Raw genomic sequence first — 19,258 nt, forward strand, 5'->3', positions numbered from 1 at the left:
GCTCGGCAGACCGGGCAGCGCCGGAACGCCGGGCAGGGCGGGCAGGCCGGGGATCAGCGGCTGCTGCGCGGGTGCGGTCGGCGCCGCGGGAGCGGGCGTCGGACGGGGGCCGGCCGCGTCGAGCCAGCGGGGCAGCTGCTGTTGCGGATATTCCTGCGGCGGAGCCACATTCGGCACTGTCGCACCACCGCAGCGCGGACCGTACTGGTCACCGTAGTGCGGGCAGTCCTTCGCGGTGTACTGCTGGAACGGTGTGAGCGAGGCGTCCATCGCCCACACCATCTGTTGTTTCGGTCCCCAGTGGAACGTGGTCTTCAGACGCTGCAACGCCGTGTTGAGGTTGGCGGCGGTGAACGGAATCGCCTCCGGATCCTTGGCCAGGCCGCCGAACAGATCGTCCAGACCGGCGACGAGGAATTTGCCCGAGTCCGGATTGCGCGCGAACAGGTGGTTGACCGAGTCGACGGCGCCACCCGCGTTCGTCAGCAGCGCAACGAGATTCGAGCGGCGCTCCGTGAGGGTATGCGCGGTCGTCACCGAGTCCGACAGCACTCCCACCAATTCCGGCGCCGACTGGCTCAGTGCGGTGGCGGCACGGCCCAGATCACCCAGCAGATCGCCGATTTCGGGAATGCCGTGCACCTGGGTGAGCCAGGTGTCGAGCCGCTCCACGGTCGAACCCGGCACCCGCGCCGACGGTTCCAGCGCGGCGGACAGCGTCGCCAGCACCCGGCCCAGCTTCTCGGGCTGAATATTGCTCAGCACATTGCGCAGGACGTTGAGCGTGGTCTGCAATTGAATGGTCGCGGCACCGGTGTCCTGCGCGATGGTCGAGCCGGAATGCAGTGTCGCGGCATCGGGCCCGTTGTCGACCAATTCGATCGCGGTCACGCCGAACAGATTGTCGGGAATGACACGCGCGGTGACGTTGGCCGGAATCGCCTCGGCGACACGCGGTTTCAGCGCGATATCGGCGCGCTGCCGCTCCCCCTTCGCCACCACCTCGACCGAATCGACCGTGCCGACGACCATGCCGCGGAATTTCACGTCGGCATGTTTGGGCAGCCCGTCTCCGGTACTGGTGAGAACGGCGTGGACGGGAACCTTCTCGGTGAAACGACCGGTGTAGCGCAGCGCGAGCAGATAAAGCAGCGCGGCCACCACGAGCAGCATCGCGAGACCCGCCAGCGTGAGCTGGCGCGCGGTCGCACCGCGGCCACTGGGATCGAGAATCACGAACGACACCTATCCTGAGATCCGGAATCCGGGGTCGATGCCCCAGATCGCCAGGGTGAGAAAGAGATTCGCGAACACCATCACGACGATCACCATCTTGATCGCCCGCCCGGCCGCCACTCCGACTCCCTCCGGCCCGCCGCTGGCGACATAGCCGTAGTAGCACTGGATGAAGGTGGCGAGCAGGGTGAAGATCACGACCTTCAGCAGTGAATAGAACACGTCCGGCCCGATGAGGAACTGGAAGAAGTAGTGGTCGTAGGTCCCCGCGGTGGTGCCGCCGAGGAACAGCACCGTGAGTTTGGTGGTCAGGTAGGCGGCGGCCAGACCGACGCTGTAGAGCGGGACGATCGTCACCGTCGCCGCGATCATCCGGGTGCTGACCAGGTAGGGCAGCGGCCGGATCGCGCACGATTCCAGCGCGTCGATCTCCTCGGAGATCCGCATCGAGCCCAGCTGCGCGGTGAACCGGCAGCCCGATTGAATCGCGAAGGCCAGGGTCGCCAGGATGGGCGCCAACTCCCGGGTGGTCGCGAAACCGGCGATGGCGCCGGTCAGCGGGCTCATCGTCAGGAGGTTCAACGCCGTGAACGACTCCATTCCGACGATGATCCCGCCGAACGAACACAGGATGAAGACGACGCCGATGGTGCCGCCACCGACGATCAGCGACCCGTTGCCCCAGCTCACATCGGCGGTCAGCCGGGCGAGTTCCTTCCGATAGTGCTTGACCACGAACGGGATCGCGGCCAGGGCCTGGAAGAAGGTGATGGCCTGATGCCCGAGGCGCTGGTTCGCGTGTACCGGGGCCAGCGCGGCATTTCCGACGGCCCGCAGCGGCCGGGCCGCGGGCGGCGTGTAGGAACTGGCCATCTCAGGCGACCTTCGTCGGGAGCAGGGTATTCGACAGCTGGGTCAGAATGATGTTGGTGGCGAACAACATCAGCGCGGAGCTGACCACCGCCGAGTTCACCGAATTCGCGACACCGGCCGGGCCGCCGCTGGTGTGCAGACCCACATCGCAGGCGATGATCGCGGTGAGCGCGCCGAAGATCGCCGCCTTCGTCAAGGCGATCAGCAGGTCACTGGCCACCGCGAACGACGCGAACGATCCGATGAACGATCCGGGCGTGCCGGATTGGGCGTACACGTTGAACATGTAGGCCGTCGCGAATCCGACGAAAACGATGAAGCCGCAGAGCAATACGCTCACCAGCACCGCCGCGGCCAGCCGCGGAGCAACCAGCCGGCGCACCGGATCGACACCCATCACCCGCATGGCGTCGATCTCCTCGCGGATCGTCCGCGATCCGAGGTCGGCACAGATCGCCGAACCCACCGCGCCGGCGATCATCAGCGCGGAGACCAGCGGCGCGCCCTGCCGGATGATTCCCAGTGCGGCAACCGAACCGATGAACGTCGTCGCGCCCACCTGGTTCACCAGCGCACCGACCTCGATGGACACCACGACCGCGATCGGGATGGCCACGAACACCGTCGGCGCGGCCGAGACGTTGGCCATGAAGGCGCACTGCCTGATGAATTCCTGGTACGGGAACCGGCGCTGGATCATCGCGACGAAGAGCTGAACGAACGCCTCCCGCCCCAGCGCGACCTGCCGGCCGAGGGTTTCCAGCGAGCGTTGCGGATGCCGGCGCCAGAGGCCGCCGGCGGCATCGACGAGTCGCTGCAGTTCGCCCTCGTCGGTGGTCCGCCAGGGCGGAGCCGGCGGGTCCGGCCGATCGGAGGCTCGGGTCGACGTCACAGCGGTCGTTCCTTTCTCACGCTCGCCGCGTGTCACGGACAGCCACAACGGAGCTGCCGGGCGTCGAGCGTGTGAAGTGTTACACACCGATTCGGTGCGACACAAGATAGTAAGTTATCGGCTGTTCTCGCGGTCTCGAATCAGATGGAATGCGAGATTGCACAGGTTCCCGGCACGAATGCAGCGGCGCCAAGTTATGTAATATTCCGTATTCACGCAGCTGTCGCCGGGCTCATTCGGGGAGATTCTCCAAGTAGTGCTGCAGCAGCACCAACAGCGCCCCGAGCAGTGCGATCCCGGCGCCCACGGCACACAACACCGCGACCCACAGGCCGAATCGGAGCACAGGATCGACCTTGATTCGCCCACCGAGGATCTTGACTCCGATCACCAAGATGTCGATGAGCCACACCAGCGCCATCATGACTAGGTCATGCAGACGTTCGAGAAGGTGAGCACGGGCCAGCACACGATCGATCCCAGGAAGGAGATGACCACGTCGATGCCGTGCATCTGCTTCAGGTGCGCGGTGTGCGTCAGGGTCCAGATCACCCCGATGATGCCGTAGGGCACGGCGAGAATGATGAGCGTCCCGAGAAATTCGGACACCTTCATCTCGTAGCTCAGTAGCCGATCGAGTCGCTTCAGCATTGCGACGCAAGTCCTTTCACCCATCCGGCCGGACATCCGGTGCACGCACCTCCCGCACGCACCGGATACGGGCACCCTTGCCCGCCGGCCGCGGTCCCCCGGCGATTCGCGGGCCCGCATGCGTATGTTACTGGAAATTCACGTTTTGTGAAGTTGTCGCCCGGAACTGGTCGGACGGTGAATAGTCGGTGCTCATACGATCAGTGGCGACGGTCGTGGAAGCCGACCGCAAGCGGCAAGTTACCGAGAATTCCTGCACATCCGGAGTCGCAGGGATTAGCATGGAAGGGTGCCGCCGACCGTCGGACGCGAAGGCCCACGGCGTGACGACGACGGGCCCGGCACGACCGGTGCGTGAGCCCGGCGGTATCGCAGGGGGATCGCCGGTCTCGGCAGCGGATCCCGGCCGGCTCGATTGTCGTTCACCGACGCCGCCGGGTCCACCGAATCGAAGGATCACCGTGCCCAGCGAAACCATCCATCCGGACGGCGCATCCGGACGGCGCAGTATCGCCGCTGTCCGATCGCGCGAAATTCTCAACTACTTCGGCAAATGCCAGGCCTGCGGCTACCCGGCGCAGGCCGTGCTGCGCACCACGCTCTACAGCGACGGCACGATCACCGATGCGGTCATCGCGACCTGCGCCTCGCCGTGCGGGTGGTCCGGTACGTCGGCGCCCACGGTGATGACGGTGCGCACGGAGCTGTGATCTCGAATACGCTGGGCGCCAACGCATCCGCTCGTCAGCTGACCGGTAGCCGGACCCAGCGCAGGGCGGCGGCCGGGCAGAGCCCGATCGCCTCGGTCGCGAGCGCGGGGTCCGGCTCGGCGTCGGTGAGAACGGGATAACCCCACTCGTCCAGAACTATCTGCTCCGGCAGCACATGCGCGCAGATGCCGTGGCCGGTGCAGGCGATGCGATCGACCGCCAGGACGCCGGACGGGGGCCGGGCGATGCCGAGGACGCGAGTTGTCAGGGACACGATTCATCCTTGTGAGCCGAAAAGCGTTCGCTCCCCGGGCTTTCGACGAGAAGCGAGGTGCCGAACACATCCAGCGCGGAAGCCAGGAACCGCGCCACGCCGTCGGGAAAGCGGCACGCACCTCGCCCCGGAACACGGGTGAGCCTGCGCAGGAGCCGCTCGGCGGTCTCGGCCGGGGCTCGCCGCGCGAGCAGGTCGCTCAGATCGTCGCGCAGCGCGGGCAATCCGAACATGCATGGGCCGCACTGGCCGGCGGATTCTCCCGCGGCATAGGTCAGCGCGGACAGCACCACCTGCCACGGATCGCTGCCGGCGGCGAGAACACGAAATGTGCCGACGCCGGGCCCGATTCCGAACGGCGCCAGGGCTGATCGCGACCACAGCGTATGTCGCGCCTCGGCGGGCAGGAATCCGCCGCTCAGGCCGTTCACCCACAGCGCCAGCGGGGAGGTGGCGAGACCGCCTGCCCGATCGAGGATTTCGGAGACGGGCAGGCCCGCCTCCGCGGCATGGACACCGGGGGCGCGGACACCGTCGGCAACGGTCACCAGCCGCGGGCCGGGCTCGTCGGCCGTGCCGTAGGAGCGGAACCAGCCCGGCCCGTACTCGGCGATCTGCTGGATCCGCCACACCGTTTCGACGTTGAGTACCAGTGTCGGCGCGAGTCGCCGCCCGCGCGGGTCCCGGCCGCCGGCCGTGATCGGTTCGAACCGCATCACCGGTCGCGCCGGACCGCCGTGCGCCAGCCGGACCAGTGCCGATTCCTCGGACGACACATACCGCCGGGGCACCGCGAGGGTGTCGACGCCCGCCGCCTCCAGTACGGCCAGCGTCCGCGAACCCCGGTGTGCGGCCATCCGCACCCGCTGCGAAGTAATGCGCCGGGCGCCGTCGAGCACCTCGGGCAGATGGTGCGCGACGACCCAGGCGTCCTTGGCCGAATCCCATTCTCCGTCACAGGCATTGACGATCAACTCGGCCCGGTGGCGGGCGGCGAGTTCGAGTTTGGCGGCGGTGGGAAAGTTCGCACCGCCGCGACCGCGCAGCCCGGCGGCCGCCAGCATCTCCGGCAGTCCAGTCACGTCCACTCCTGAGAAGCGATGTCCGAGCGACGATGTCGATCCGCGTCGGGGAAGGCCCAGCGCCATACGGCGCCGACCGCCAGCGCCACACCGCAGGCGACGGTGACGGCGACCAGCGCCGGATCCTGTGCCGAGGCCATCGTCAGTCCGTGCCCGACCGCCAGCGGCGCCATCGCGTAGGCGAACAGGTGCACCGCCCGCCATATCCGGGTCGGCAGCCGGTGGCGCAGCACGGAGGTCGCGACGACCGCCAGCAGAATATCCAGGGCGAGGGTGCCGAGCGCGACCCACTGCCGTTCGTAACCGGCGGTGAACGGCACCACCGTCGACAGCCATCCGAGATGGACGTACGTATCGACCGTCGCGGTCACGATATGCGCGGCCAGGAAGACGATCGTGCCGAGGGCCAGCGTGCGATGCAGACCCATCGCCACGGCCGATACCGCGAGCCGGGGGCGCACCCGCGCGGCCGTGAACATCCCGAGCAGCGCGACGAGGGTCAGCAGTACGAGGGTGACCACCCCGGCGGCGCGCGAGACGTACCACAGCCACGGGCTGGTCATGACACGTGCCGCTTCCGCGCCGCGGTCGGGGCGGGCCACCCCGGAGTCGTCACCACCTCGTGGTCGACGGTCATCAGGCAGGCGGGCACGCCGCGATCGGTCAGCCATCGCGGCGCCTGATCGTCGAGGATGATCGCGGCCGTCGACGCCGCATTGGCCTGCACGGCATCGGGTCCCGCGCAGGTGACCTGCGCCCACCGCGTCCGGGCGGACCGGCCGGTGCGCGGGTCGATGATGTGATGGCGGCGAATGCCGCCGCGCACCCACGTGCGCAGCCGCGTCGACGAGGTCGCGAACGCCTGCCCGGTCGAGGTGACGACCTGCACCACGGCGTCGTTCCAGTCCCGTACCCCGATGGACCAGCCCCGCGGCGGGCCGGTGCCCGCGACGGCGATGTCGCCGCCCAGATTCACCAGATAGCCACCGGGCCCGGTCGCGGCCAGTTCGGCGGCGATCGTATCCGCCGCCCACGCCTTGGCACTCGCGCCCAGATCCAGCGCGGTCCCCGGGCGCAGCGCCACCTCCCCGCGCTGCTCGTCGAAGATCATGTGCCGCAGGGGAATCGAGATCCGATCGGGTGCGGGCGGGCCCACGTCGCCGCGGGCACGCACCGCGTCCAGATCGTCGTCGTAGCCGCAGGCGATCAGCGCCGCCCCCAGAGAGGCCGAGACCAACCCCGAGGTCAGGCGCTGGGTGCGCATCGCCGCCCGCAGACACGAACCGAGGGTCGTGCCGACCGGTATGCGCAACTGCTCCGAACGACCCGCGCGCGCCGATTCGGCACTGCGCGAATTGATCACCGCGAGTTCGGAATCCGCGCGAAAGCGCGAGGCGGCACGATCGAGGTCGTCCAGCCGCGCGCGGACCAGGTCGGCCGCGCGAGCCAGCTCCCGGGCATCGGTGCAGACGACCACGACCGATGTCCCGATCGCCCGAAACGTCTCCGAGGCCACCGCCGCGCCTCGCGCGGTGCTCATGACCCGGCGGTGTGCTCGTGCGGCTCGCTGTCGGAATTCTGCACCGGCGGTGTGGGCGTCCACTCCCCCGGCCGACTGCTTTCCGGTTGCGGCGCAGGGGAAGTCGGTACCGAGACCCGGTCGGCCGCGTGCACGTCCACGGACACCCGCGGCACGGCTCCCGCGGGTTTCGCCGCATGGCCGATGGTTCCGCCCTGCACCGCCAATTCCACGGTGAGGCCACCCACGGCGACCGTCGCGGCGACGAATATTCCGGTGGCGCCGCGTCGGATTCGCGAGAGATTCGGGTTCGTTGTCATCTCTGTTCTACCTTCACCTCTGATACCGCTGTCGCCCGCGAAGTCGGCGAATCAGCGGTTGGTCTGCGGGATTTCGATGCTCAGCGGCATCCGCAGTTCGGCCATGTACCAGAGCACGAACTGCCGCAGGAATTCGTCGAACAGCCAGGTCGCGTCCGCGGTCGGCGGGATCACGCCCATCACGCCCTCGCGCACCGCGACGAACGGTCCCCAGCTGAACTTCAGCAACGGATCCCACACCGGTTCGCGCGCGATCCGCAGATCGTCGGCGATCTTGTCGCCCAGGATGAATCGGGTGAACGCGCCCAGAATGGGCTTGCTGAGCAGTGTCAGATCGAGGTCGAAGCCCAGGTCCATGAGGTTGTGCGCGAGCTCGATACCCTCCGGCGTCGCCTCGATGATCGGGTCCAGTTGCTGCTTGGCCTGGGCGTCGGCCTGCTCCCACGTCGCGGGGATGTACTCGTCGCGAATGCCGAGGAAGTGGCCGGCCAGCTGCCACGTGTGCAGGTAGCCCTCCGCTTCGGCCACCGGGATCTGCACATTCCAGGTCCGGAAGGTCCGCATGATGGTCGTGGCGAGGCTGTGCCAGGTGACCATCTTGTCGTCCTGGCTGATCGGGGTGTGTTCTTTCGGCCAATGCGGCGACTGCGGGAGCAGATGCCGGACCGCGGCATGGATGATGCGGGTCTTGACGCAGGTCACGATCATTTCGCCGCCCGGCTGATAGGCGTTGACCGTGCCGATGTCGTAGCCGAATTTCGCGGTCTTGGCGATGCGGTCCTTCAGGTGCGAACCGCCCCGGGAGTAGTACACCGCGCGCGCCTCGTGCGGGATGACGTTCGCCATCATGCCGCTGGCGAAGGCGTAGAGCACGCCCAGATACGTTCCGCGCTTCTTGTTGAATTCGAAGCCGGCCGCCATCTTGGCCTCGTCCGCCCACGACGGCAGCTGCCGCGCGTACTCCATGAAGTCGCGCATATTCTGCGGCAACCCGTCCGGAATGGGCTGATCGTTGTACACCCAGGTCCGGAGCAGATTGTTGATCCGCGGAATGTCCTGGTGGTCCATGACATCGGCGATCACCGGATCCGCCTCCGGATCCCACACGGTCAGCGGGTCGGCCCCGCCGCCGCTGCCGACCACGGAACCGCTCGGCGACCACGTCCACGGATCCGCCCGCGCGGTCCGCGCGCCGAGCGCGAGCGCGCCCGCAGCGCCGATCAAACCACCGCCTGCTCGCAGCGCATCGCGCCTGCTGAGACCCAGTCCGTCCATGCTATTGTCCCTCTTCATTGAGAAGCAGATACAGAGATACAAACTCTGTTTCTGAGTATCTTGATGAGACCACACCGTGGCCGCGATCACAAGAAGTTGTCAGGATTTTCGAAACGAAGCGCGTGAGAGGACACCGTGAAGCTTGGATCACCGCCCTCGAAGGGTTCAGAGAACGGCACGTCACCACTCGAACGCGCGTATACCGACGCGGTCGACCGCGTCGACGAGGGTGACGACATCCGCTCGCGCATCCTCGACGCGGCGGTCGAACAGTTCGGCGCCCTCGGCGTCCGCCGCTCGACCATGGACGATGTGGCCCGGCGGGCCAATGTCTCCCGCATCACCGTGTACCGCCGTTTCGCAACGAAGGACGCCCTGGTCGAGCAGGTGATCGTGCGCGAATACCGGCGCTATTTCGACCAGTTCCTGGTCGACATCCGGCACGCGCGCACGGCAGCCGACCGGGTCGTCCTGGGTTTCGTCAGCTCACTGAAGGTGATCCGCAAGAACCCGATCATCGGCGGCCTGCTCGCCGCCGAGCCCGACATGCTCGTCGGATCGATGATCGGCGATCAGGGCCATACCGTCGCCATGGTGCGCCGGTTCGTGGCCGATCAGCTCCGCCGCGAACAGCGCGCCGGCCATGTCGCCCAGGAGGTCGACGTCGATCTGGTGGCCGAGTTGATGGTCCGGATCTCCGCCTCCTATCTGGCGGTCCCCAGCCAGGTCATCGACCTCGACGACGACGATCAGGTAGCGGCCCTCGCCCGGCACTATCTCGTTCCGATGCTCGAGCCGCCCCTCGACCCCGACGCGGACGCGCCCGCTACTGAGCGCTGATCCCCGCGGATCCGAGATCGAGCTGGTTGAGCAGATTCTGAATCAGGACATAGGGGTTCATCGTCGAAGCCTCCGTCTCCACGGTGAGAGGGCGGCTGCCGCGAGCGGTGCGGGTCCAACGGCCGGACCCGCCTCTCGGCAGCTCAGAATATTGATTAACATACATAACCAAACCCAGGGCTGTCTACTGTTTCAGCGAAGAATGACGAGCAACTTAGAGGTGCCGCGGGAACTGCCGAGAGGCGGCTGGGAGCCGGTCGAGGGCAGCAGCCGAGCGGTCGCGATCCCGCGCCCCGAGGCGACCGAGCAACCGGCGCGCGACCGCGGAGCCGACGGCGATGCGGAGAATCAGCAGAGGGCGGGCACAACGCTCACGACGAACGGAATCGACAGGCGCGGTAGCGGATTCGGCGCCCGGAAACGACTGTGGGCCAGGATGGAAATTTCCATCCTGGCCCACAGGTACGTGGAGCTAAGGGGACTCGAACCCCTGACCCCCACACTGCCAGTGTGGTGCGCTACCAGCTGCGCCATAGCCCCAGATTTTCGCACCTCGGGGGTGTTCCCCGCGTGCTTGAAAGAAGTTACACCACCTGGACTCGGCGTACCAAATCGCCTGCATACAGGGGTGGTGGAACACACGTTCGAACGATAGACTCGAACACATGTTCGATGGCGGAGAGCTTCAGGCGATGAGCGACGAGGGGCTGGTCGATGCGCTGCGACGGGCACATGGGGCGGCGGCATTCGCACAGGCGGCGGAGGTGCGGGCGGTGCGCGAGTTGTATCGGCGGCATCGCGCCGGCAACGCCGCGCCCGGACCGGGCGGGGTGCGGGCGGGAGAGTTCGCCGCGGCGGAAGTCTCGATGGCGGTGCAGGTTTCCGAACAGGTCGCGGCCGCGCTGATCGATATCGGGCTGGCACTGGACGCACTGCCGCATACCCGGGAGGCGTTCGGATCCGGCCGCATCGATCTGTCGCGGGTGCAGGTGATCGTCGACAATGCGCGCGGACTGTCCTCCGATCTGCTGGCCGATCTGGAAGTCCCGCTGGTCGAGGCCGCCGCACGAACCACACCGGCCCGACTACGGCAGACCGCGCGTCGCTGGCTGAGCCGACTCGACGGACCGGGCGAGCAACGGCGGCGGGAACAGCGCGAGGAATGCCGCGATATCCGCCTGACCGCGGTCCAGGACGGCGCGGCGGTCGTGGCGGGTCTCCTACCCGCGGACGGAGCACAGACGGTCGCGACGCGCCTGCGCGATATGGCCCATGAGGTCTGCCCTGCTGACCCGCGCACCATGCCGCAACGCCGCGCCGACGCACTCGTCGCCCTCGCCGAGGGCGCGGAGCGGCTCGACTGCGCCTGTGGACGCGGAAAGCGCTGCACCGCAACAGTTTCCGGACACCCAGCGTCGGATGCGCGACGCACGTCCGGACGTGCCGGAACTCGCCGCCCGCTGATCCAGGTCGGTGTCAGCGCCGAAGCTCTGAGCGGGGACAGCGAGGAGCCCGCCTATCTGGCCGGCTACGGGCCGATCGACGCCGAACTTGCGCGGCGGATCGTCGAACGGGGCGAATCGGTCTCCATCGCCGAATCCGCCATGCGAATCGACGGCCTGTGCGCATTCCCGGGCTGCGTAATGCCCGCGGCGACAACCGATGTGCCCGCGCCGGAGGGGAGCACGGGCACTACCCATGTGGATCGATTCGGCGATGCCGTCCGCGGCCCGAGAAATCGGCATGGCGCGGTCGAATCACAATCCCCGCACCTGGAAGCCGCGGATCCGCACAGCGATCGTCATGCGGCCGCACGGGCGCCTCACTCGAGCTCGCCGGGTCGACAGTCGATCGCGTTGTGTCCCCACCATTCCCGCTTGGCGCTGCTCACCGTGCAGCACCGGACCCGATGGGAGGTGCGCCGGCTCGATGCGAACCGGGTGCAGTGGACGAGTCCGACCGGCGACGTGCACACCACGGTCGACGAGGTGGCTCGCTACCTGTTCCCGCATCGGGATACCGAGACGCCGAGGGTCGGCGCGGGCCCGGTATCCACATCCGTTGTGGCATGGCCTGTTTCGACGCTCGACCCCGCCTACCCGATCGGAGATCACGCCCTGGTGCATCGACGCCTCGCGGAGGGCACTCCGGAGGACTGTCTCCTGGCGGGTGAAAGTTACCGGCGCTGAACATCTTTCGTTCCACCACTGCATACACGAGTGATCGGAGGACACCGCGAACACCATGACTTGCCAGGATCGCCCACCCGCGCCGACCGTTATCGACGCCGGGGTGGAACGGGAACGGATCGCCGCGCTCGAGAAGTTGCGGCTCCGGCTGGAATCCGAACTCGACCGCACGGCCGCGGGCACCGGTTATGCCGCCATGGCAGGACAATTGCGCGACACCGTGAACGCGATCGCGGACGCGCGCAATCGCATCTACGAGGTGCTACTCGGCGACGACGAAATCTGTTGAGCGCCGCTACCACGACTCCGGCCCGGGCGGTTGGGGATACCGCCCGGGCCGGGACCTCGACACCTGCGACAGGGCCGCGCGGAGGTGATCAGCTCACCAGTTTGGTGACCCAATCCGAATTCTCCACGTCGACGTTCTTGCCGCCGTCGAGCACGGTGGGGGTCTGCACCTGGCCGACCGCGTCCTTCAACGCCGCCAGCGACGACTGGGCATGGTTGCGCGCGGAATCCACCCGGTCGCCCTTGGCGATGCAGGATTGCACCTCCGCCGAGGCGCCGGAATCCTTGGCGATCGCGGCCAATTGCTCGTTGGTCAGATTGCCGCCGTCCTCACTGGGCTGCTTCGTGGTGAACAGCGCCATGTGGAACTTCGAGAACACCGGGCCGTCACCGGCATCGGCCACACATTCGCTCGCGGCCACCGCGCGGGTCGAATAGTCCTTACTGCTGGACTTGGGATCCAGGAAGTTCACGAACCGATAGCGCACCGCGAGCTTGCCCTGGTCGATCGCTTTGGCGATCTGCTGTCCGTAGTAATGCTCGAGCGCCCCGCAGGACGGGCACATCGGATCCTCGAACATATCGATAGTCTTCGCCGCTGCGGTCTTACCGAGCACGATCGCACCGTCGGAATCCAGTAGTGCCTGCACGGCGGGATCGTGCGCGGCGCCGTAGCCGTCCTCCTGCACCGTCAGACCATGGTCGCTGTTCCAGCGCACGACGAGCACCACGATCACCGCGACGACGACCAGCGCCACCGCGCCCAGTGCATACGTGGTGCGGTTCGACATCGGTCGCGGTGTGTATTTCGAATCCGAGGAATTCACGGCGTCCACTCTGCCAAAACCGGTCCCTCGCCGGAATCCGGCCGTCCGATTTCCCGGCAACCGGATATCGCGGGCCTACGCCGGCGGTTCCTCCGCCTCGCTCGCGGGCACACCGACCAGACCGTAGAGGACCAATTCCTCGAGCGAGCGAGCGAACCCCTCCGTATCGTCGATATCCCGGATACACATGGCGAACAGCGCGGCGCCGGCGATCATATCCAGAACGGTGTCCGAATCGACCCCGCCGCGGACGGCTCCGGAATCCAGATATCGCGCGAGTTCGCGCCGGGTCGGCGTATCCAGCCGTGCCGAAAGTTTCTGATAGAGACCGGAATCCGCGCGCATCTCGGTCATCAGCCCGGGCATCGCCTCGCGCGCGGGCCGGGCTCCGAACAGCTGGATCGTGCCCCGGATCACCGTGCGGATCTCCTCGACCAGATCGCTCGCCACCTCTTCGCCGCCCACATCCGGAAAGACCGCTCGCGCGATCAGGTGCGCCTTCGACGGCCAGCGCCGATAGATCGCGGGCCGGCTCACCCCGGCGCGGGTGGCGATCGCATCGATCGAGACGGCGGCATAGCCCCGTTCCACCAGCAACTCACGGGCGGCCTCGAGGATCGCTCGATCCACCTCCGGATCGCGATGCGGCCCGAGCCGATGGCGAGCGTTCACGACACAACCGTCCTTGTCAGCGCGAGCATCAGTCGTTACAGTCTGTCACATCTGAGTCGTTACATTCTGTAACTGCTGAATTCGAGGAGACGTCGTGTCCACTACCGACCAGCCGATCGCCACCACGGATACCTATCGGCCGCTCCCCCTGCTCGAGGGCAAGGTCGTCGTACTGTCGGGTGTGGGCCCGGGTCTCGGCCGCGCACTGGGCGCCGAGGCCGCGCGGATGGGCGCGGATCTGGTGCTGGTCAGTCGCACCGAACGCCGGCTGGAGAAGATGGCCGAGGTGGTGCGGTCTCATGGCCGCAAGGCGCTGGTGGTGCCCACCGACATCACCGACGAAGAGCAGCGCAATGCGCTGGTCGAGCGGGCGCTCGCCGAATTCGGCCGGGTCGACTGCCTGATCAACAACGCCTTCGCCATCCCGCCGATGGAACCGATCACCGGTATCGAGCTGGACGCGCTGCGCACCGCGAACGAGACGAATGTCTTCGCACCGCTACGGCTTTCGACACTGTTCGCCGACGCGCTGGCCGCCACGCGCGGCTCGATCATCATGCTCAATTCCTGTGTGAGTTTCGATTCCGAGCCGGTCTACGCCGGGTACAAACTGTCGAAAGGCACACTCGCCCATCTCGCCTCGTCGCTGGCCACGGAATTGGGCCCGCGCGGTATCCGGGTCAACAGCGTCGCACCCTCCTACATCTACGAGGACGTGAACAAGGCCTACTTCGACTGGCTCGCCGCCCAGGACGGCGTCACCCACGAGGAGATCTACCGGCGCAAGGCCGAACCGACCGACCTCAAACGCCTCGCCGCTCCGGAGGAGGTGGCCCGCGCCGCCCTGTTCCTCGCCAGCGACCTCGCCTCCGCTGTCACGGGACAGATTCTCACCGTCGACTGCGGCGAATACCACAACTGAAACACTCACGGCTGCAAGGAGTTCCGGTGACCGACGGAAAGAAGCGAATCGTCCTCTGGGGTACCGGGGTGGTGGGCTCCATGGTGCTCGCCGAGATCATCCGTCATCCACTGTTCGAATTGGTGGGCGTCGGTGTCAGCAACCCGGACAAGGTCGGGCGCGACGCCGGACTGCTGTGTGGCGGCGGCGAAACCGGTATCCACGCCACGAATTCGGTGGAGGAACTGATCGCGCTGCGCCCCGACGCCGTGGTGCACTACGGGCCGACCGCACAGTTCGCCGACGAGAACATCCGGGTCATCGGGGAGTTCCTGCGGGCGGGAATCGACGTGTGCTCCACCGCGATGACACCGTGGGTGTGGCCGGAGATGGCGCAGACACCCGCCACCTGGCGCGATCCGATCACCGAGGCCTGCGCCGAGGGCGGCGCGTCCTGCTTCACCACCGGTATCGATCCGGGCTTCGCCAACGACCTGTTCCCGATGACACTGCTGGGTCTGTGCGGGGAGGTGGAGTCGGTGCGCGCCTCGGAGCTACTCGACTACACTTCCTACGAGGGCGATTACGAAGTCGAGATGGGCATCGGGCGGCCGCCGGAATATCAGGCCATGCTGGAGATTCCCGATCTGCTGATCATGGCGTGGGGGCCACCGTGCCGATGATCGCGACGGCCGTGGGCATCGAACTCGACACCATCACCACCACGTGGGAGAAGTGGGTGACTCCCGTGGATCGCCCGTCCGCGAAGGGGGTCGTCGCGGCCGGCAACGTCGCCGCCATCCGGTTCACGATCAACGGGGTCTACCACGGCCGCGAGGTCATCACGCTCGAGCACGTCAACCGCATCGGCACCGACGCGGCACCCGACTGGCCCGCCGGCACGAAGGACGATGTGTACCGGGTCGACATCGTCGGCTCACCGTCCATCTCGCAGGAAACCTCCTTCCGGTTCACCGACGGTTCGGGGCGCACGCCCGCTGTGGCCGGATGTCTCGCCACCGGGATGCGGGCCCTGAATGCCGTCCCCGCGGTCAACGCCCTGCCACCCGGGTGGGTGACGCCGCTGGACCTGCCCCTCGTACCCGGCGTCGGCACCATTCGCTGAAATACCGGAAGTCGCGTTCCCACAGCGTCTTTCGGGGAGCGGCTCCGAGTTCGCGCCGCAGGCCGAGCAGGCCGTCACCGCGAACTCGGAGCCCGTACCATACTTACTTCGCCGGCTGCCCCTTCGGGACGAACGGCTCGTTGACGGTGGTGAAGTACTGGATCACCGAGGCGACGGCCACCGGAGCCGCGACCAGCAAGGCGCCCGCGAAGGCGCCGACCCCCGCCCCCACGGCGATCCCGGCCAGACAGCCCGCCAGGGGCCCCGCACCGAACAGCGCCGCGAGAATGCCGGTGACGACGGCGCCGACCAGTGCTCCGCCGACACATCCGGCGATGCCGCCGATCGCGGTGCCGACCGCGGCACCACCGGCGGCGGCGGTCGTAATCTGTAGTGCGGCACGGGAAAACGCCGCCTGCTCCCGCTCGTAGCGGGTACGCCACGGCGCCTCGTCCTCGAACGGCAGCGCGACCGGGGTGAGGGTGGCGGTGTGGTCACCAATCGATGCCTCGATCGGGTAGGCGACGCCGTCGACGCGGATCGTCAGCGGGATTCCGGCCAGCACCGCACCGGCGGCGGATCTGATCCGGAAGATCCCGTCCGAGACGTCCATCGAGCCCGAATCGGTGGTGATCACCGCTGCGGCACCGGTATTCACGGCCCGGTAGTGCACGGCGACGTCCGTGACAGCACTGTTCGGTGCCGTCGCCGCGGTATCGGGCAGAGCAGGGTCGGCCGCGGCGTAGGCGGACGAGGCGGTGACGGTCGCGATGGCGAGCGTGGTGGCGGCTACCCAGCGTTGAACCCTCATCGGTTCTCCTCTCGAAAATCACCGTGGCACTGTGCAATTGCGGATATGGCCGACGGTGATACGCAAACAACATGCCTGTGGAACATGTCACAGCGCGGCGCGTGCGGGGAGCCGACTCTCGGTCAGCGGGACACCGGCGGTGCACCGGGAATCCGCGCCGATTCACCGGCTGTCGGCACCCACTCGATCAGGGCACGACGAATCGCCGCCGGCACCGACCGGCGGCGAGACTCTTTGTGTCGCAGAGTGATTCAGTGACCGCAGGAAGTGGCGGTCGACTCACCCGCCATCACCCGCGCCGCGAACTCCTGAGCATCGGCCAGCGACGCGGGCACACTGCCGCGATGATCCTGGCCGTCGTAGACCCGGTAGTCGATACGAACTCCCCTGTCGCACAACGTTTTCACCAGGGCGTCGGTACCCGGTTTCGCGACGGCGGCATCGGCCGTGCCCTGGGCGATCATCGTCGGCACGGTCGGTGTCACCCGGCTGGGGTCCTGCTCGTCCAGATAGCGGGTCAGCGGTCCGACGTCCGCGTTCGGCGCGAAGACCTGCGCCGGCGGCACCGGTGGCACCGCGCGGATCTGGGCGAGGCATCCGGTCCGCCCGGCCGTGAGCAGCGGCGCGGCCTGCGGCGTCACCAAGGCGTCCGGATCGATGGCGGGTTCGGCGGCGTGCGCGCCCAGCAGAATCACCGGCAGGAAAGCCTCGGCCGCCTCGGCGCCGGGGCGATTCGATCGCAGGTAGTCGACGGTCCCGCTCAGCCCCACCCCGCCGGGCGCGATGGACACCGCTCCCTTCAGCTCCAGCTCGGGCGCCCGCGCGGCCCCGGCCTGCGCGGTGAACAATGTCGCCTGCCCGCCCTGGCTGTGCCCGGCGACGACCCAGCGTTTCCCGATCGAGGGATCCAGCGCCCGGGCCGCGCGCACGATGTCGACGACCGTATCGGCCTCGCTCGTGCCGTTGATGTACGGATGCCCGCCGGGCGTGCCGAGTCCTTCGTAATCGGTCTGAACCACGGCATAGCCCTTGGCAACCCAGCTGTCCAGGATCCGGTTCACCGGTCCCAGGTAGTCGTGATCCGGACCGTCCGCGGTGTCGGCGGAGGGGGCGCAGGTGTCGGCGTAACCGGTGGTGCCGTGGGCCCAGCTGAGTACCGGCCAGCCGTCCTTCGGCGGTGCTCCCGCAGGCACCGCGACGGTGCCCGACACCACGATCGGCCGGCCGTGCGCATCGTCGGAGACATAGGTGATCAGGCGCGTGCTCGCGGCACCGGACAGGGCCGCGGCACCGGTCAGCGGCCGCGCGGTCAGCACCTGCCCCGCGCGCAGGGTGGCGGAATCGGGATCCGAGGCGCCGGAGCAGGCGGCGGCCGACAAGCCCACTGCCAGGACACCGACGCCGATCCGAGCCGATTTCCGTATTCGACGAGCCGGCACAGTGATCTCCGATCTGTGGATCCAGTAGGTCGGCCACAGGGTAGGGCGGTCTCGGCGATCGAAGGCCGACGCTCCCGCCAGGTAGGACCGCGCGGCGGCCGTCGCGGAAATCAGTCGGCGAACGCGGTGACCAGATGCCGCTGCAGCGGCTCGCGCACCACCGTCCATCCGGCCGCGGCCACCACCAGCAGCGCACCGGTCACCGCGAGTGCGAATCCGAACGACACCCGCTGTGCGAGCCACCCGATGGCGATCGGGCCCACGACGGTGCCCAGATCGGCGGCCATCTGATATCCGGCCAGCACCGGCCCACCGCGCGCCCGCGGGCCGATCACATCGGCGACCGCGGCCTGCTGTGCGGGTGTGTACATCCCGGAGCCGAGACCGGCGACGAACGAGGCTCCCAGCAGCCACACCACAGTCGGCGCGAGACCCAGCGCGATCGTGCCCGTCGCGCACACCAGGGTGCCGGCGATCAGGAATGGTCGGCGTCCCCATTGATCCGACAGCCGGCCGGAGGCGAACAACACCGCGGCGTTCCCCGCGGCGAAGACCGTCAACGCCACCCCGGCGACTCCCGGCGATTCGCCGAAAACCTCCACGACCAGCAGCGGAACCAGCGCCATCCGCACACCGAACACCGCCGCGCCGTTGGCGAAGTTGGACCACAGCACGGCCCGGTACACCGGATCGTCCAGGGCGCGACCGAAACTCACCACCGGCATCGGCTCGGCGCCCACCGGTTCGGCCAGATGCGAACCGCGCAACTTCCAGAACACCACCGCACTCGCGGCCAGCAGAGCCACCGCGTAGATCGCGAACGGCGCGCGCAACCCCAGCCCGCTCAGCGCACCGCCGAGCAGCGGACCGGCCAGCGAGCCGATCAGGAAACTGGTGGACCACAATCCGGACACCCGGCCCCGCTCGCCGGGCGGCGACAGCCGGATGACCAGTCCCAGCGAGGAGACCGTGAACATGGTCGACCCGATCCCGCCCAGCGAACGCAGCACGATCAGCTGCCAATAGGTCTGCGCGAGCGCACACGCGCCGGTGGACAGGGCCACGATCAGCAGACCCGTGAGATACAGCACGCGCTCCCCGAACCGCTGTATCAGCCGCCCGCTCACCGGCGCGAACAGCAGGCGCATCAGCGCGAAACTGCTCACGATCGCCGAGGCGGCCGCGACACCGACGCCGAAGCTGCGGGCGAACTGCGGCAACGCCGGTGCGACCAGCCCGAATCCGAGCGCGATGAGGAATGCCGCGCCGATCAGCACCCAGGTCTCGGCGGGCAGCCGGGATCCGGCACCGTGACTGTCGTTCACCACATTTC

21 protein-coding genes, 1 tRNA gene and 1 pseudogene are annotated in these 19,258 nt (G+C 67.9%); 6 read left to right on the forward strand and 17 right to left on the reverse strand.

Translation table 11 applies throughout. The features are described from left to right. The 5 genes from ON23_RS20050 to ON23_RS20070 all read right to left on the reverse strand — a co-directional run. On the reverse strand, positions 1–1,236 hold a 1,236-nt coding region (locus ON23_RS20050), incomplete at its 3' end, for an MlaD family protein (protein ID WP_039780083.1). Between the two features lie 9 nt (positions 1,237–1,245). Further along, complete coding sequence (locus ON23_RS20055; protein WP_039780054.1) at positions 1,246–2,109, reverse strand: ABC transporter permease; 864 nt, start codon at positions 2,107–2,109, stop codon at positions 1,246–1,248. 1 nt (position 2,110) lies between these two features. After that, entirely contained in the window at positions 2,111–2,929 is an 819-nt protein-coding gene (locus ON23_RS20060; RefSeq protein ID WP_039780084.1) for an MlaE family ABC transporter permease, read from the reverse strand. 304 nt (positions 2,930–3,233) lie between these two features. Then, a complete protein-coding gene (locus tag ON23_RS20065; protein ID WP_039780055.1) occupies positions 3,234–3,425 on the reverse strand; it encodes a hypothetical protein in 192 nt (63 codons plus the stop codon). A gap of 2 nt (positions 3,426–3,427) precedes the next feature. Then, a complete protein-coding gene (locus ON23_RS20070) occupies positions 3,428–3,652 on the reverse strand; it encodes a hypothetical protein (RefSeq protein WP_039780056.1) in 225 nt (74 codons plus the stop codon). 461 nt (positions 3,653–4,113) lie between these two features. Here ON23_RS20070 and ON23_RS20075 point away from each other — a divergent pair, with 461 nt between their 5' ends. Continuing rightward, the gene (locus ON23_RS20075) at positions 4,114–4,362 is read left to right on the forward strand and encodes a hypothetical protein (protein WP_039780057.1); all 249 of its coding nucleotides are present in this window, start codon (positions 4,114–4,116) and stop codon (positions 4,360–4,362) included. A gap of 34 nt (positions 4,363–4,396) precedes the next feature. Here ON23_RS20075 and ON23_RS20080 read toward each other — a convergent pair whose 3' ends face one another. Genes ON23_RS20080 through ON23_RS20105 form a run of 6 tightly spaced genes read right to left on the reverse strand, consistent with a single transcriptional unit; the run spans position 4,397 to position 8,832 of the window. Continuing rightward, positions 4,397–4,636, reverse strand: coding sequence for a ferredoxin (locus ON23_RS20080; RefSeq protein WP_039780058.1), 240 nt, complete (start codon positions 4,634–4,636; stop codon positions 4,397–4,399). Then, positions 4,627–5,718, reverse strand: coding sequence for an NADH-ubiquinone oxidoreductase-F iron-sulfur binding region domain-containing protein (locus tag ON23_RS20085; protein WP_051042939.1), 1,092 nt, complete (start codon positions 5,716–5,718; stop codon positions 4,627–4,629). Before ON23_RS20085 ends, ON23_RS20080 begins: the two co-directional genes overlap by 10 nt. Continuing rightward, positions 5,715–6,281 carry a ferric reductase-like transmembrane domain-containing protein gene (locus ON23_RS20090; RefSeq protein WP_039780086.1) on the reverse strand — a complete coding sequence of 189 codons (567 nt, stop codon included), beginning with the start codon at positions 6,279–6,281 and terminating at the stop codon, positions 5,715–5,717. The genes ON23_RS20085 and ON23_RS20090 overlap by 4 nt, the downstream gene beginning before the upstream one ends. Continuing rightward, complete coding sequence (locus ON23_RS20095) at positions 6,278–7,258, reverse strand: FAD:protein FMN transferase (protein WP_039780059.1); 981 nt, start codon at positions 7,256–7,258, stop codon at positions 6,278–6,280. Before ON23_RS20095 ends, ON23_RS20090 begins: the two co-directional genes overlap by 4 nt. Beyond that, positions 7,255–7,557 carry a hypothetical protein gene (locus ON23_RS20100; RefSeq protein ID WP_039780060.1) on the reverse strand — a complete coding sequence of 101 codons (303 nt, stop codon included), beginning with the start codon at positions 7,555–7,557 and terminating at the stop codon, positions 7,255–7,257. Before ON23_RS20100 ends, ON23_RS20095 begins: the two co-directional genes overlap by 4 nt. Before the next feature lie 51 nt (positions 7,558–7,608). Next, a complete protein-coding gene (locus ON23_RS20105; protein WP_039780061.1) occupies positions 7,609–8,832 on the reverse strand; it encodes an oxygenase MpaB family protein in 1,224 nt (407 codons plus the stop codon). Between the two features lie 135 nt (positions 8,833–8,967). Here ON23_RS20105 and ON23_RS20110 point away from each other — a divergent pair, with 135 nt between their 5' ends. Next, on the forward strand, positions 8,968–9,672 hold the full coding sequence (locus tag ON23_RS20110) for a TetR/AcrR family transcriptional regulator (protein ID WP_039780062.1): 705 nt from the start codon (positions 8,968–8,970) through the stop codon (positions 9,670–9,672). Between the two features lie 467 nt (positions 9,673–10,139). Here ON23_RS20110 and ON23_RS20115 read toward each other — a convergent pair. After that, positions 10,140–10,212 (reverse strand) — tRNA-Ala (locus ON23_RS20115). Positions 10,213–10,337: 125 nt separating this feature from the next. Here ON23_RS20115 and ON23_RS20120 point away from each other — a divergent pair. Together ON23_RS20120 and ON23_RS20125 are read left to right on the forward strand one after the other, a co-directional pair. Next, positions 10,338–11,861 carry a DUF222 domain-containing protein gene (locus tag ON23_RS20120; RefSeq protein ID WP_039780064.1) on the forward strand — a complete coding sequence of 508 codons (1,524 nt, stop codon included), beginning with the start codon at positions 10,338–10,340 and terminating at the stop codon, positions 11,859–11,861. A gap of 55 nt (positions 11,862–11,916) precedes the next feature. Then, positions 11,917–12,150 (forward strand): hypothetical protein, encoded by a 234-nt coding sequence (locus ON23_RS20125; protein ID WP_063012258.1) that lies wholly within the window; start codon positions 11,917–11,919, stop codon positions 12,148–12,150. Between the two features lie 88 nt (positions 12,151–12,238). Here the strand turns inward: ON23_RS20125 and ON23_RS20130 are convergent, their stop codons facing one another. Further along, complete coding sequence (locus tag ON23_RS20130; protein ID WP_051042940.1) at positions 12,239–12,940, reverse strand: DsbA family protein; 702 nt, start codon at positions 12,938–12,940, stop codon at positions 12,239–12,241. A gap of 111 nt (positions 12,941–13,051) precedes the next feature. Further along, on the reverse strand, positions 13,052–13,648 hold the full coding sequence (locus tag ON23_RS20135; protein ID WP_039780066.1) for a TetR/AcrR family transcriptional regulator: 597 nt from the start codon (positions 13,646–13,648) through the stop codon (positions 13,052–13,054). Positions 13,649–13,742: 94 nt separating this feature from the next. Here ON23_RS20135 and ON23_RS20140 point away from each other — a divergent pair, with 94 nt between their 5' ends. Together ON23_RS20140 and ON23_RS20145 are read left to right on the forward strand one after the other, a co-directional pair. Then, a complete protein-coding gene (locus ON23_RS20140; RefSeq protein ID WP_223273914.1) occupies positions 13,743–14,570 on the forward strand; it encodes an SDR family oxidoreductase in 828 nt (275 codons plus the stop codon). A gap of 80 nt (positions 14,571–14,650) precedes the next feature. Beyond that, positions 14,651–15,675 (forward strand): annotated as a pseudogene (locus ON23_RS20145) (NAD(P)H-dependent amine dehydrogenase family protein). Positions 15,676–15,778: 103 nt separating this feature from the next. Here ON23_RS20145 and ON23_RS20150 read toward each other — a convergent pair. From ON23_RS20150 to ON23_RS20160, 3 genes are all read right to left on the reverse strand, one after another. Beyond that, positions 15,779–16,486, reverse strand: a complete 708-nt coding sequence (locus ON23_RS20150) for a DUF8020 domain-containing protein (protein ID WP_039780067.1) — start codon at positions 16,484–16,486, stop codon at positions 15,779–15,781. A gap of 251 nt (positions 16,487–16,737) precedes the next feature. After that, positions 16,738–17,910, reverse strand: a complete 1,173-nt coding sequence (locus ON23_RS20155; RefSeq protein WP_051042945.1) for an alpha/beta hydrolase family protein — start codon at positions 17,908–17,910, stop codon at positions 16,738–16,740. A 125-nt stretch (positions 17,911–18,035) separates the two neighbouring features. Beyond that, positions 18,036–19,250, reverse strand: a complete 1,215-nt coding sequence (locus ON23_RS20160; RefSeq protein WP_174376502.1) for an MFS transporter — start codon at positions 19,248–19,250, stop codon at positions 18,036–18,038. Positions 19,251–19,258: the final 8 nt, after the last annotated feature.

This window comes from Nocardia cerradoensis NBRC 101014 (genome assembly GCF_000308535.1).
Classification (GTDB): domain Bacteria; phylum Actinomycetota; class Actinomycetes; order Mycobacteriales; family Mycobacteriaceae; genus Nocardia; species Nocardia cerradoensis.